This is a genomic window from Pseudomonas sp. E45-MNA-CIBAN-0222, from assembly GCF_040310405.1.
GTDB classification, from domain to species: domain Bacteria; phylum Pseudomonadota; class Gammaproteobacteria; order Pseudomonadales; family Pseudomonadaceae; genus Stutzerimonas; species Stutzerimonas stutzeri_AC.
This window is the reverse complement of the sequence record NZ_JBEOPU010000025.1, coordinates 1-13,323: the sequence shown is the minus strand read 5'-3', so window position 1 is coordinate 13,323 and position 13,323 is coordinate 1. Positions and strand designations below refer to the sequence as shown.

The window sequence follows — 13,323 nt, the reverse complement described above, 5'->3', positions numbered from 1 at the left end:
GGCCGGAAGCAGCCCTCCGGGACAGCCGGCTCAAGCCAGCATGGCCCCTCTCGCTTGACATCGCCGCTGAATCTGCATGGTTTAGATTGAGTAGCCGTTCTTCGCCGTCTTCAAGAGAGACTCCCCGTAGCTGCTCGGTTGCTTGATCTGCCTGCTTGCGAACACGCTGATGTCCAGGTCCGGCTTCCCACGGGCAGTGGTGACCTGTTCGATACCTACTGACGTCAGGACGAGGTAGCAACCCTCGCCCCACAGGGACTCCGCATCGATATCAACCGGGCCGGCATCACGCCACCAGCAGAGCCTTGCGACCACAGTGCCGCTCGGATCGAGGAAGACGCTGGGCTCCTCGTCATGCGCGCTCCAGCGAAGCCGCTTCACCCAGTTCGGGCACAAAGCGAACGAATAGGCCGCTGCGTCAAAGCCCATGTCCACCGAGCAAACAACTCTCCTTACCAGCGTTGGCGCCAGATCATTGTCAAATGCGACGTACTGGCCAAGCCAAACAGCGATGGGCAGCCTGGCATAGCAGTCGTCGAAGTCTTCACTGTCAATCTCTGCCGAGGGTGCTCTAAAGCGGTAGAGGCGGTGCTCCGACAGCCGTGGCTTGAGAATCTTGAAGCGGGATACTTCGGCCACGACTTGGCCGTGGCTGTCTGCTGGGAAGGGGGCAACGTCACCGTCGACTTCGTCAATCCACTTCCGTTCTCGCTCGGACCAAGCCGCACTTCGGTTCAACAGCGGCATTCGGATCCGCTCGGGGCGCCCTCGCGGGAGCTTCAGCGGTCGAGGCGGAAGCGGGCAGCCCAAACGTTCCAAAAGCGTGGGCATGTCGCTGCCTTTCACTTTGCCGGCCAGCCGCAGTTCTCCCGCAGATGCGGGCGAATTAGAGGAGGTTGTGGCGGCATGCGGTGCAGGCAGCTGGGAAACTAGGCCCTCGCGCTCCGGCTTGTGGCCCAGCGTCCAGCTCCGCTCGCCAGTGACGAACGGATTGCTGTGACCCATGATTGCAGCCGTGCGGCTTTCCCAGCGTTTTTCGCTTATTGTGACTGGATGCTGGCTAAGATTCTCCTAACTGACCCAAGAAAATCTTCACTTTCACGGCTATTGCCCATTTTTTCTTCAGCGGCACGTTGCGATGTAGGAGACAAAAGGTGCACAGGCGCATATACGGCCTACGGCACATCACCACTGTCCTTTTAGCGACTGCCATGGTCGGCCGAGCAATTCTGAGCACGCTGCCTGCGCGCCACCGAAGCAGAAATTCAAACTTCGAGTAAATGCTTGTGGTGATGCGTATCGCACCGACTCACCTTTCTCATTCCAGATATCGCCATTGACCGCACGCAACAAAGCATGGCCCGCAGCCAGGTCATGGGGTGAAACGCTGTAGAGCGATACGGCAGCAACACCATCGCCTGCGGCAACACGCGCAAGGCGGTAAGCAATGCTTGGCATCGGGTGGAAAATAGCCGGGTGGCAAAGCAAAGCATTCTGCTTGGCTTTTTGGGTGCCCCCATAGCTAACCATTACCGCTGTCCCCGGTGCCAAGATCGCAGATTGCAGGTCATTATTCACGGGACGACCATTACGCAGTAAAGCTGGTGCACCCTCAGCCCATGCTATGCAGTCAGGACCGCTAGGCGTGACGGGGGCGTAAACCACACCCAGCACTGGCGTTGCGTTATGCAGCAATCCGATAGAAATGGCAGAGCCCGGCCGCCGATTGAGGAAGTCGCCTGTTCCATCATTGGGGTCAACAACCCAACTAAATGGGTGGCCTGAAAGCTCGCAGCCCGTTTCTTCTCCGACAAAATCGCAATTAAGGATGTGCTTCAGTCGCTGTCGCAGAAGTACCTCGATTTCAACATCGACGTCTGCCTTAAAGCCAGTGCCCCTTGGGCCGTCTGGTCTATTAAGCTCTGACTCAATAAGTCGGCCTGCTTCGTAAGCAAGCTGCATGACGGGCTCAAGAAGATCGCTCAGTCGCAGTCCTGTCATCAGCTCTTTTCCCAGTAGTTACCCTTGCTGACCAAGCCAAAATCCTCAGAGGAAAATGGCTGCTCATCATCGAACATGCCATTGACCATGCGCTCCCGACGCAACCCACTCAGCACCCTGAAAAAGCAGGGCTCACAGAGATGCACCCGGTAGTGCTCCCCATCATGCTGGGAGCCATATCCCCATTGGGCTTCAAGCTTGCCGTATTGGGGACCATACCCGGGAATACGCGTGCCAGAGCGGCACACGTCGCAGATCACATCCTCAACGACATCGACCAATGCCTGCGACTTAATCTCCATCCACACCTCACGACTACGTTCCACACGACGCCGGCCGGTTATGGATTCATGAACACCAACATCATTGGATCAGCCTCGACTGGCTGAGCATCAAAAACAAGCCAGTAGCTGCTGCCGATAATGCTGGGAAAAGCTGACCTGGTAAGCGGGCTCAATTGCAAAGCCACCCAGCGAAATGATGTTCGTAATCTGCGATCCAATACCCGGTTCTGCACCGCCTAACCCTGCACCGTCGAAACCTTCGACATGACCCAAAGTGCCCATCGGCTCAGGCCTGGAGCCTGGAGTAAAACCAGGCATCTGCACATCGCTCATAACTGCCAGGTCATCCGGCAGGTCATCCGCAATTCGCTCCGCAAAGCCTTGAAGCGTTGGCTCCGCCAACATGAATAGCCATGCCTGGTCATCGAACTCACCTGTGCGCCGCAGCACTCGCCCTAGCACTTGCCGGTAATGCAGTTCGGTGCGGATACGGCTGAGATAGCAGCACACTTGCAGGCGTGGAATGTCGGTGCCTTCGCTGATCATTCCGACGGCAATAATCCAGCGGCAGGCGCTGCTCCGAAACGCATTGATCACCTGCTGCGCATCCGGGGTTTTGTTGGTCACGATGCGGCACTCTTCACCCATTGCTTCTAGAGCCAGGGCTATTTGCTGAGCGTGTTCAATATCGGTGGCCACCACCAATCCGGCGGCATCAGGCTTGATCTGGCGTAGCTCGCTCAGTTTGCTGCAGCCAAGGTCGAGGATTGGATTAATCACCTCGTCATGACGCAGCAGTTCTTCATAGGTGACAGGTGACTCGCCCAACAGTTTGGCGATGCTGGGAAACAGTCTAACAGAGCTATCCGCACCCAATTCTTCCGTGAGTTTCACCTTCTGATTGTCGAGCAGAACAATGCGAGGGGATCGGCACACGCCGTCGGCAATGGCGTCTTTCAAGCCATAACGGTAATCACAGATCAGATGCCCTTCGGGCGATGAATACCGCGCCAGGGCGATGGCCTTATCGTCTGAACGCCAGGGCGTGCCAGAAAGGGCAAGCGTGAAGGCGGCACGATCCTGTATTCGATGCAGTATCTGCTGCCCCCAGGCATTGCTGAGCAGCGGATCATGGCCGGCGCAATGGTGGATCTCATCGAAGACCACCAACACCCGGTAGTCATCAAGAAGCTGCCAGAATCCCTCATCACGGTATTCCATGGCCTGATAGGTATAAGCCGCGCCCACGGCACCTATCTGGCCGTCGAGACGCCTGCCTAGCACACCCGCAAAGGTCGAACGAAAACCCTCCACGACCTGGCACGACGGCGCAAAGCACAGCACCAAATCAATTCTGTCCTGCTCAAGCAGTCGGCTGGCCAGTTCTGCAGCCATGCGCGTCTTTCCAGCTCCCGGCGTTGCCTGGCAGAAGAAGTGCGGCGTGACGGTGAAGTGCTCCAACGCCCGAGTGATGCAGCTGTTCTGCCAGCTCCGTAGCGAGCTGCTCATCGTGGTGCAGCGAGCGTTTTGAGGGTCTTTTCGATGGCGCGCAGATGCCCCAAGAGGCGAGAACTGCGATCCCTGGCTTCCAGGTAATCACCTTCAACCTTGTCCCGTAAATGCGGCATCTCGTCCAGAAGCAGTTTGAATCGCTCTGCCTCGCCCATTGAAGTGAGAAAGTCCAAGCGGATTTCCTTGTGGAGCGCCTCCAACTGCAAATCCATATTGGCTGACGACTTAAGCGGCAAAGCTTCCACGTCGCGTACTGCCGTGTCTGGTTCGGGCACTCCGGCAGCCATCAGGCTGTTCTCAAAACCGTTGTCGACCAGTTCCAGTTGCAGATGTACCGGAATCGGCTGCAGGTGGTAGACCTGCCCTCGAACACGGCGGTCCTCGTCCGGAGAAACCCAGCCCGCACGCACTAATCGGCGAATCTGCTCATACACATAGCGTCGCACATCGGCGATACGGAATTGTGTGCCACTCAAGCGAGCGGCATAGGCATCGCGCAGCTCGCGGGTCGTAAACGATGTACGCCCGGGCTCCTGAAGCAGCTCATACAGACGCCTGTCGAAGATAAACGAGGCCGATTTCATTGAGGGCACCAGAAGAAATAGCGCGAAAATGCGGATTATAATCCGTGGCCTATACGTCCGCAAACGCACGATATTGCCGCCTCAAGTTGAATTGAGACGGTCATGGATAAGTTGGCGAAGGCGTTAGGGGAACGCATCCGAATGCAGAGGAAGGCCTGCCGGATTTCCCAGGATGCACTGGCGCTGGCGTGCAGTCTCGACCGCAGCTATGTAGGCCGGATCGAGCGTGGTGAGGTCAACATCACCGTCGAGAAGCTCTACCGCATCGCGGGCGAGCTCGCCTGCGATCCTTCAAGCCTTCTGCCACAGCCATCTGAAATCTAACCCGAGCACGTAATACGGTTAGACAGCCGCGCTGCTATTACCTTGCTCCAGCCCCGCCTGCTGCGTCAGCATCTTCAAAATCACCAACGCAAACGCCCGACTCTTGGTCTCGTTATCCAGCACTTCCAACGACATCTTTTCGTTGTCGGTCATGGCGTCCAGTACGGTATCGAGCACCCTCTTGGGGAACAGGCCATGCATCACCTGTTCGACCGAGTGGTTGTTGACCTGGGCCATTACATCTTCCTGGCGGCTGATGCGATTGGCGATGCCGGTGAGGAACTGCAGCTGGTCTTCATCGCTCACCTCGGCGCCGAAGATATCGTTGAGCGCCTCGATGATTTCCGACAGCCGCTTCTTCTCCGGATCATGGGGCTTGCCGCTGCCCAGCCCTGTAGCCGGATCAAGGCCGTAGTCGCCTTGCTCCTCACTCAAGCGCAGTTGGTGCTCGGCGCGCTTGGTCAGGCGGTAGTGGGTCAGTTGCAGCTCGCCCACGTCCACGTCGTCCTGATCGAGGCGATCCACACGCAGCAGCGGGTGCAGGTGCTTGGCGTACACGCACAGCTGCTCCAGCTCGCGATCCTCGTAGGGAATGATCTGCGACAAAAACTCATACAGCCGCACGAAGCTTTGCAGGTTCTTGCGGAACAGATCGAGCTGATCCACCTGCTCGCCAGCTTCCTTCACGGCTGCTTCGGCTTTTTTAAGGCCCGCGCTGTCGCCGTTTTGCTCGGCGGTGCGCTTGAAGTCCAGCGCGTGCTGGCGTGATTCCTGGGCCAGCTTGTAGCGCTTGGCGAAGCGCTCCTTGGCGGGCGCGCAGTAGTAGCTGAGCTTGCTGGCGGCGGCCTTGGGGTCGAAGAAAGCCAGCGCGAATGCCGCCACTTCCTCCCAGTGGTAAATGCCCTCGGCATCCAGCTTCTTCTGCAGGTCATAGATCAGCTGCGGGTCGGTCACGTCGGTCAGCTCGGCCTTGGTGTAGTACGGCAGAAAGGCGTCGAGAATGTCCTGGGCGTCGTTGAAGAAGTCGAGAATGAAGGTTGGCTTGCTGTCGCCAAAGGTGCGGTTCAGGCGCGACAGGGTTTGCACGCAGTCCACGCCCTGCAGCTTCTTGTCCACGTACATGGCGCACAGCTTGGGCTGATCGAAGCCGGTCTGGTACTTGTTGGCGGCGATCATCACGTTGAAGTCCTGGGTGTCGAAGGCTTCCGCCAGGTCACGCCCGTTCAGGCCGGGGTTGAGCAGGCTGCTGCTTTCCGTCACCTCTTCGGGGATCACCTCATCCGGCAACACGCTGCCGGAAAAGGCCACCAGCGGATGCACGTCGTTGTAGCCCATCTGCTTCACATAGGCCTGCACCGCCAGCTGGTAGCGCACCGCCTCCTGCCGGCTGCTGGTGACCACCATGGCCTTGGCCTGGCCGCCCAGCAGGTGGCGGATATTGGCGCGGAAGTGCTCGACGATCACCTCCACCTTCTGGCTGATGTTGTACGGATGCAGGCGCACCCAGCGCGCCAGCTTCATGCGCGCCTTCTTCGAGTCCACCTCGTCATCGTCGCCATCCGGGTGGGCGATCTTCCAGGCGGTGCTGTAGGTGGTGTAGTTCTGCAGCACATCGAGGATGAAGCCTTCCTCAATGGCTTGGCGCATCGAATACAGGTGAAACGCCTCCGGCTTGTTATCGGCACTGGCCGGCAGCGCCGGGTTGGCCGGGCGACCAAACAGCTCCAGGGTCTTGGCCTTGGGCGTGGCGGTGAAGGCGTAATAGCTGATGCGCTCGTTGGGCGCGCGCGCGGCCACGGCGGCGTCCAGCAGCTCTTCGGCGCTGATCTCCTCAGCCTCTGGCGCATCGCTACCAAGAATCTGCTTGAGCTTGCTGGCCGATGAGCCGGTCTGCGAGGAATGCGCCTCGTCGGCGATCACCGCATAGCGTCCGCTCGCCAGCTTGGGGTACTTGTCCAGCGCATCGAACAGCGCCGGGAAGGTCTGGATGGTGACGATGATGATGCGCGTCTGCTCGGCCAGGGCCTCGGCCAGTTGCTCGGACTTGCTCTGGTTGCCGATATCGCGGGTGATGCATTTGACCACGCCCTGAGCGTGCTCGAACTGGTAGATGGTGTCCTGCAGCTGCTTGTCCAGCACGGTACGGTCGGTAATCACGATCACCGAGTTGAACAGGCGCTGACCCTCGGCATCGTAGAGCGAGGCCAGTTGATGCGCCGTCCAGGCAATCGAGTTGGACTTGCCGGAGCCGGCGCTGTGCTGGATCAGGTAACGCTTGCCCGGCCCTTCAGCGCGGGTGGTCTCGATCAGCGTGTTGACCACTTCCCACTGGTGATAGCGCGGGAAGATCAGGGTTTCTTTGGTCACGCGCTTGCCGTCGGCATCCTCTTTCACGCTCTTCTGCAGGTGCAGGAAGCGGCCCAGCACCTTGAGCCAGGCATCGGGCTGGAACAGGCGCTGCCACAGGTAGCCGGTGGCGTACTGGCTGTCATCCGGCGCCGGCGGATTACCGGCACCGCCGTCGAGGCTGCCGAGGTTGAACGGCAGAAAGAAGGTCTCCTTGCCAGCCAGCTTGGTGGTCATCGCCACCTCATCCTGGCTGACGGCAAAGTGCACCAGAGCGCCGCGCTTGAAAGTCAGCAGCGGCTCGGGCTTGCGCGTGAGCGGGTCTTTCACGGGGCGGTCGTAGCGGTACTGACGTTTGGCGTTTTCCACGCTCTGTTTGAACTCGCTTTTCAGCTCCAGCGTGGCGACGGGGATGCCGTTGACGAACAGCACCAGATCGAGGCGCGGGTTGTACTCGCCTTCCCGGAAATGCGGCGAGTAAGACACCTCCGGCACCACGCGCAGGCGGTTGCACTGGTAGCGCTTGAGGGTGTCCGGGTTCATGCCGTGGTCGGGCTTGAAGCTGCACGCCTCGATCTTCACCCCCGGTAGCTTGAAGCCATGGCGCAGCACATCCAGGGTGCCGTCCTGTTCCAGCTCGCGCACCAGTTTCTGCACCAGCACGGCATCCGGGTTGTTCGGGTTGGCCTTGGCGAACTTGTCCCAACGCTCCGGCCAGGCGGCCTTGAAGTAGCCGAGAAAATCCTCGGTATAGAGCGCCGTGCGCCGGTCATAGCCGCTGGCCGGACCGGTGAGCCAACCCTGGGCAACCATGGCGGTGATGATGTCCTGCTGGAACTGGGCTTCCTTGCTGTCCGCCATTTATACGGCCTCTGCTACTTCTAATTTTGGGGCTTGGGTGCTGGCCGGTGGCTGCCAGCCGCGCACGTCGATTTTGCCGGTGACGGTGGCGGAGATTAGGGCGGAGCGGCGTTCTGTAATTAGCTTAATTCCATCTTCCGCTTCATTGATCAGCGCAGCAAACTGACCTGAAATTTCATGAACATGCTCAAGAATTGCCTCTTGCTCAGACAGCGGAGGCAAAGGCAAGCGCACTCGTCCTAACGTCTCTGTGTTCAGATTTTCCATAGTTGAACCTTTGGACTCTAAAGACAGTTCAGAGACAACCCCTTTTGATGTCACAAGCAAATAGGCGTACTCGGAACTCAAGCGACTATTAAGTGATGCCTTTAAGCTTCCCGTCCCACAAAGCCAACCCTCTTGATCTTTAGAAACAACAGCGCAGCGGCCTAATTCCCCTCGGCGAGCGAAAATAATCTCACCAGCCTTTAAGGCATGGCGACTTAAACGAGACCATGTTTCCTCATCGACTGAAACCTGAAAGTCCGGAATTATTCGCCCATCAACCATGTGCGCAGGATTGATTAATGGAATGCCGCCATCGATGTAATCTTCTGCGTGAAGCTGGCTGCCAAATGGCCCTGTTTGCATCTCAGTCGTATTGAATTTCAACTGCGAAATAATCCAGTGCGCCGGCACCTCGCCCAGCCACTCCACGCCGGAGTCTTTCATCGGCACCGTCGGGTCGAGGCCTTTGGTAACGGCGTGGGAGATCACAGCCTGGCGCTTTTCCTTGAGCAGTTCGATCAGGCGCTGCTGCTCTTCGATCAGCGCGTCAATGCGGGCGGTTTCGTGATCGAGGAAGCGGGCGATTTGGGTTTGTTCTTCAAACGAAGGAGTAACAACTCGAATGTTGCCTAAAAGCCCGCGGCTAATACGCTGCATCGTGGCACCGCGAGCAAGATTGCTTGTGTGCTTGAAATACTCTTCGCTACTGAAGAGATAAACGATGAATTTCTTATCGAACTTTGAGTCCGGCCTAAAAATCACGTTATCTACAGAGGTGACCACTCTCCCGCCGAGGTCTGGAACCACGCAGGCACGCCCAATAGGGTTGTTCAAACGAGAGACCAGAACGTCACCCTCGTAAACCTCTGTGCATCCAAGAGCATGGAAAGTCTCTTCAGAAATAAATCCAGCACCTTGCTCTTTATACGCACCCTCTCCGACGTTCCCTGTTGTTATGTAGCGAATCCCATCTGACGAAATATCCTTGCTCTCAATCCAGTCACCATCTAAGAACAATGAATTTCTTTCAAGCGCCATGTACTTAATGGGAACACTGCGCCAATGGCCAGGCACTTGGTCTAACCACTCGATCCCTGAAGTTCTGTATATCGGATAACAGGGAAACGTCATGCCGACAGCCCCTCGATCATCTGCTTGATGCGGTCGGTACAGGCTTTCAGGTCACGGTCGATTTCTTCCAGCGGGCGCGGTGGCTGGAACACGTAGAAGTGGCGGTTGAAGGGAATCTCGAAGCCGACCACGCCGACTTCGCCGTCCTGCGCATCCGTCTTGCTCTCGTCGATCCAGGCATCCGGCACATGGGGTTTCACTTCGCGCTCGAAGTAGTCGTATACCGATTCGCCCAGCGGCACGTTTTCGTTGTCGCGCAGGCCGGCATCGGCTTCCGGCTGGCCTTTGACCATGCAGATATCCGCTTCGGGGTCACGCTCGCTCAGGGCATTGAGGATGGCCTTCAGCTCGGGCGCGCTGGGCGATACATGGTGAGCGCTGAGCGCCTTCTTCAGCAGCTTGCTGAACTGCTCGCGGTTACGGTACAGCACGCTAGCGTCCATGGTCTGCAGGGCTTCGATCAGCCGCTGTCGTGCCGGGGCTTCCAGCTTCTCGATGGCCTTTTCTTCCAGCACCTTGTTGATGCGCTCGGCGCTGGCCTGGAAGTTCAAGCGCAGCGGGCGTTCGACGGTAATGCGCCGGTAGCCGAAGGCATCGACGGGGAAGATCTTGCTTTGTGGAGTTTCCTCGAAGCGGCCATACAGGCGCACCAGCTCGTCGATCTGTTCCTCGGTGAGGTACTGGCGCTTGCTGCCCAGCGACTTGCGCATCTTGGCGAAGTGCTGGCTGCCGTCGATCAACTGCACATTGCCCTGGCGCACAGCGGCCTTGTGGTTGCTCAACACCCACACATAAGTGGCGATGCCGGTGTTGTAGAACATGTCGGTGGGCAGGGCGATGATCGCTTCGACTAGATCGTTCTGCAGCAGGTAGCGGCGAATCTCCGACTCTCCCGAACCGGCGCCGCCGGTAAACAGTGGCGAGCCGTTGAGGATGATGCCGATGCGCGAGCCGCCTTCACGCGGGTCACGCATCTTGCTGACCAGGTGCAGGAGGAACAGCAGCGAGCCATCGGACACACGCGGCAGACCGGGACCGAAACGGCCGTTGAAGCCTTTCTCGCTGTGCTCGTCGGTGATCTGCTTCTGCACCTTCTTCCACTCCACGCCAAACGGCGGGTTACTGAGCATGAAGTCGAAGCGATGCTCGGGGCCGGCAAGCTGGTCGTTGGACAGGGTGTTGCCCAGCTTAATGCTGGTGACGTCCTGCCCTTTGATCAGCATGTCCGCCTTGCAGATGGCGTAAGACTCGGGGTTGAGCTCCTGGCCGTGCAGCGACACGGTGACTTGCTGGCTGATGGACTGGATGTACTCGTCGCCCTCGGAGAGAAAACCGCCGGTGCCTGCAGTCGGGTCGTAGATGGTGACGATGCTGTTGGGCTTGAGCTTGTCGTCCTGCCCGGTGATCACCAGCGAGGTGGTCAGGTGCACGATATCGCGCGGGGTGAAGTGTTCCCCTGCAGTTTCGTTGGAGCTTTCCGCGAACTTACGAATCAGCTCTTCGAAGATGATGCCCATGCCGAAGTTGCTGATGCGCTCGGGACTCAGGTCAGTCGCGGCAAAGCGCTGCACCACCTGATACAGCAAGTTGGCGGCGGCGAGCTGCTGCACGAAGTCTTCAAAATGGAAGTGCTCGAAGATCTCGCGGGCGTCCTTGCTGAAGGACTGCACGTAGCTCATCAGGTCGGCGGCGGTTTGGGTGTCGGACAGCGTGCCCAGGGTCAGTTTGGAAGCATTAAAGAACTGCTGCCCGGCAGCACGCAGCAACAGCCGCTCACGCACCAGATCAGGCCGGCCTTCCTGCGCATAAGACTCACGGATCACCGCTTCCTTGGTCGGCTCCAGCACACACTCCATACGACGCAGCAAGGTGAACGGCAGGATGATGCGACCGTACTGCGACTGCTTGAAGTCACCGCGCAGCAGGTCGGCAATCGACCAGAGAAAGGCGGCTGTCTGGGAATGGTTTTCCGTGTTCACGCAACTGCTCCTTGAAAGGCGTGCAAAGGCGCGAGTCTAACCTAGGCGTCAGTGATCACTTCACCTGCACCGCTAGAATTTTCTCAATGGCATCGAGGGCTTGTGGATGCCCTGAGCAGTAATGAGCCTCTTCTATAAGAAGAACTTTATTTGCTGCCTTAATAACAACAAATCGGCTGGCGATAGCTGACAAGAAGCGACCACAGGAACGCACACAAAAAGTTAAGTTTTGAAGCCTAAAATTGACCAAAACCAGCAAAAGCTAACTAAAAGCTCTGCAATGACACCGGGTCGAGGAGAAAAGTATAGCTGGACAGGCTGGAAAACCAGTGTTGATGCGAGCTCAACTGCAGATCGCAAAACGTGACTAAAATTTAATAGGGCAGATACCCGTATTGAGCCATGGAAACAGATGCCCGTGACAGTGGTGATGGATGCCGCCCCGAAGCCGTCAGGGCCGGGAAGAAAAGGGTGGCATGTAAAGGGCGCAAAGCTACCCGAATGGGCCGGTCAGGGCAAACCGCGGCGGTGCTGTCGGTGGGGCCTGCGCGGGTCGGTAGGGCGCTCGCGTTCATGCTGACCATGACCAGCGCTCATACCCGCAACGGCGTGGATGGGGTAGAATCCGCGCCTCACTTTTTAACCGCCAGCTGACCTCAGAGGACTGCCATGTTCAGCCGTGATTTGACCCTCGCCCGTTTCGACGCCGATCTCTTCGCTGCCATGGAGCAGGAAGCCAAGCGTCAGGAAGACCACATCGAGCTGATCGCCTCGGAGAACTACACCAGCCCAGCGGTGATGGAAGCTCAGGGATCGGTACTGACCAACAAGTACGCCGAAGGCTACCCGGGCAAGCGCTACTACGGCGGTTGCGAATACGTCGACGTGGTCGAGCAACTGGCCATCGACCGCGCCAAGGAACTGTTCGGCGCCGATTACGCCAACGTTCAGCCGCATGCCGGCTCCCAGGCCAACGCCGCTGTTTACCTGGCGCTGTTGCAGGCTGGCGATACCATTCTCGGCATGAGCCTGGCCCACGGTGGTCACCTGACCCACGGCGCCAGCGTTTCCTCGTCCGGCAAGCTGTACAACGCCGTGCAGTACGGCATCAACGATCAAGGCCTGATCGATTACGACGAAGTCGAGCGTCTGGCCGTCGAGCACAAGCCGAAGATGATCGTTGCCGGTTTCTCCGCTTACTCCCAGCTGCTGGACTTCGCCCGTTTCCGTGAGATCGCCGACAAGGTAGGTGCCTACCTGTTCGTCGATATGGCCCACGTGGCTGGTCTGGTTGCCGCTGGCGTATACCCGAACCCGGTACCGTTTGCCGACGTCGTCACCACCACGACCCACAAGACCCTGCGCGGTCCGCGCGGCGGCCTGATCCTGGCGCGTGCCAACGCCGAGATCGAGAAGAAACTCAACTCTGCCGTTTTCCCCGGTGCCCAGGGTGGCCCGCTGGAGCATGTCATTGCCGCCAAGGCCGTGTGCTTCAAGGAAGCGCTGCAGTCCGAGTTCAAGGCCTACCAGCAGCAGGTCGTGAAGAACGCACAGGCCATGGCCGAAGTGTTCATCCAGCGCGGCTTCGACGTGGTTTCCGGCGGCACCAAAAACCACCTGTTCCTGCTCAGCCTGATCAAACAGGACATCACCGGTAAGGATGCGGATGCTGCCCTGGGCAACGCGCACATCACCGTGAACAAGAACAGCGTGCCGAACGACCCGCGTTCGCCGTTCGTGACTTCCGGTCTGCGCATTGGCACCCCGGCTGTCACCACTCGCGGCTTCGGCGAAACCGAGTGCCGTGATCTGGCCGGCTGGATCTGCGACATCCTCGACAACATGGGCGACGAGTCGGTGATCGACGCGGTCCGTGGCAAGGTCGAAGCGGTCTGCGCCAAGTTCCCGGTATACGGCAACTAAGCACTCAACTGCTTCATCCAGAGAGCCCGCGAAACAGAGCGTGTGAAAACGCACTGAAGATAGGCAAATCCAACGCCCCGACTGGTTCGGGGCGTTGGTGTTTTTGATGTT

10 protein-coding genes are annotated in these 13,323 nt (G+C 58.5%); 2 read left to right on the top strand and 8 right to left on the bottom strand.

Annotation, left to right across the window (positions count from 1 at the left end; genetic code table 11):
- Positions 1-81 precede the first annotated feature (81 nt).
- From AAEZ08_RS21960 to AAEZ08_RS21940, 5 genes are all read right to left on the bottom strand, one after another.
- Complete coding sequence (locus AAEZ08_RS21960; RefSeq protein ID WP_260465936.1) at positions 82-1,005, bottom strand: hypothetical protein; 924 nt, start codon at positions 1,003-1,005, stop codon at positions 82-84.
- 180 nt (positions 1,006-1,185) lie between these two features.
- Positions 1,186-2,001: an inositol monophosphatase family protein gene (locus tag AAEZ08_RS21955; RefSeq protein WP_374366400.1), complete on the bottom strand. Its 816-nt coding sequence runs from the start codon at positions 1,999-2,001 to the stop codon at positions 1,186-1,188.
- Positions 2,001-2,303 (bottom strand): hypothetical protein, encoded by a 303-nt coding sequence (locus AAEZ08_RS21950; protein ID WP_125898638.1) that lies wholly within the window; start codon positions 2,301-2,303, stop codon positions 2,001-2,003. Before AAEZ08_RS21950 ends, AAEZ08_RS21955 begins: the two co-directional genes overlap by 1 nt.
- Before the next feature lie 90 nt (positions 2,304-2,393).
- On the bottom strand, positions 2,394-3,794 hold the full coding sequence (locus tag AAEZ08_RS21945; RefSeq protein WP_500125128.1) for a DEAD/DEAH box helicase: 1,401 nt from the start codon (positions 3,792-3,794) through the stop codon (positions 2,394-2,396).
- Complete coding sequence (locus AAEZ08_RS21940; protein ID WP_125898640.1) at positions 3,791-4,381, bottom strand: VspR family transcription factor; 591 nt, start codon at positions 4,379-4,381, stop codon at positions 3,791-3,793. Before AAEZ08_RS21940 ends, AAEZ08_RS21945 begins: the two co-directional genes overlap by 4 nt.
- Positions 4,382-4,483: 102 nt before the next feature.
- Between AAEZ08_RS21940 and AAEZ08_RS21935 the strand changes: the two genes are divergently transcribed.
- Complete coding sequence (locus AAEZ08_RS21935; protein WP_003105872.1) at positions 4,484-4,705, top strand: helix-turn-helix domain-containing protein; 222 nt, start codon at positions 4,484-4,486, stop codon at positions 4,703-4,705.
- Between the two features lie 18 nt (positions 4,706-4,723).
- On the opposite strand, the gene AAEZ08_RS21930 is transcribed toward AAEZ08_RS21935, so the two are convergent.
- Genes AAEZ08_RS21930 through AAEZ08_RS21920 form a run of 3 tightly spaced genes read right to left on the bottom strand, consistent with a single transcriptional unit; the run spans position 4,724 to position 11,289 of the window.
- Positions 4,724-7,912, bottom strand: a complete 3,189-nt coding sequence (locus AAEZ08_RS21930) for a type I restriction endonuclease subunit R (RefSeq protein ID WP_500125127.1) — start codon at positions 7,910-7,912, stop codon at positions 4,724-4,726.
- Positions 7,913-9,310 carry a restriction endonuclease subunit S gene (locus AAEZ08_RS21925; protein ID WP_500125126.1) on the bottom strand — a complete coding sequence of 466 codons (1,398 nt, stop codon included), beginning with the start codon at positions 9,308-9,310 and terminating at the stop codon, positions 7,913-7,915.
- Positions 9,307-11,289, bottom strand: a complete 1,983-nt coding sequence (locus tag AAEZ08_RS21920; RefSeq protein WP_500125125.1) for a type I restriction-modification system subunit M — start codon at positions 11,287-11,289, stop codon at positions 9,307-9,309. The genes AAEZ08_RS21925 and AAEZ08_RS21920 overlap by 4 nt, the downstream gene beginning before the upstream one ends.
- Positions 11,290-11,958: 669 nt before the next feature.
- Between AAEZ08_RS21920 and glyA the strand changes: the two genes are divergently transcribed.
- Positions 11,959-13,212, top strand: a complete 1,254-nt coding sequence (glyA, locus tag AAEZ08_RS21915) for a serine hydroxymethyltransferase (protein ID WP_003281613.1) — start codon at positions 11,959-11,961, stop codon at positions 13,210-13,212.
- Positions 13,213-13,323: the final 111 nt, after the last annotated feature.

Bases quoted from the DNA above. Each gene is read 5' to 3' on its own strand.
- AAEZ08_RS21940 (WP_125898640.1), bottom strand. From the start codon at position 4,381: ATGAAATCGGCCTCGTTTATCTTCGACAGGCGTCTGTATGAGCTGCTT.
- AAEZ08_RS21950 (WP_125898638.1), bottom strand. From the start codon at position 2,303: ATGGAGATTAAGTCGCAGGCATTGGTCGATGTCGTTGAGGATGTGATC.
- AAEZ08_RS21925 (WP_500125126.1), bottom strand. From the start codon at position 9,310: ATGACGTTTCCCTGTTATCCGATATACAGAACTTCAGGGATCGAGTGG.
- AAEZ08_RS21955 (WP_374366400.1), bottom strand. From the start codon at position 2,001: ATGACAGGACTGCGACTGAGCGATCTTCTTGAGCCCGTCATGCAGCTT.
- AAEZ08_RS21960 (WP_260465936.1), bottom strand. From the start codon at position 1,005: ATGGGTCACAGCAATCCGTTCGTCACTGGCGAGCGGAGCTGGACGCTG.
- glyA (WP_003281613.1), top strand. From the start codon at position 11,959: ATGTTCAGCCGTGATTTGACCCTCGCCCGTTTCGACGCCGATCTCTTC.
- AAEZ08_RS21935 (WP_003105872.1), top strand. From the start codon at position 4,484: ATGGATAAGTTGGCGAAGGCGTTAGGGGAACGCATCCGAATGCAGAGG.
- AAEZ08_RS21945 (WP_500125128.1), bottom strand. From the start codon at position 3,794: ATGAGCAGCTCGCTACGGAGCTGGCAGAACAGCTGCATCACTCGGGCG.
- AAEZ08_RS21930 (WP_500125127.1), bottom strand. From the start codon at position 7,912: ATGGCGGACAGCAAGGAAGCCCAGTTCCAGCAGGACATCATCACCGCC.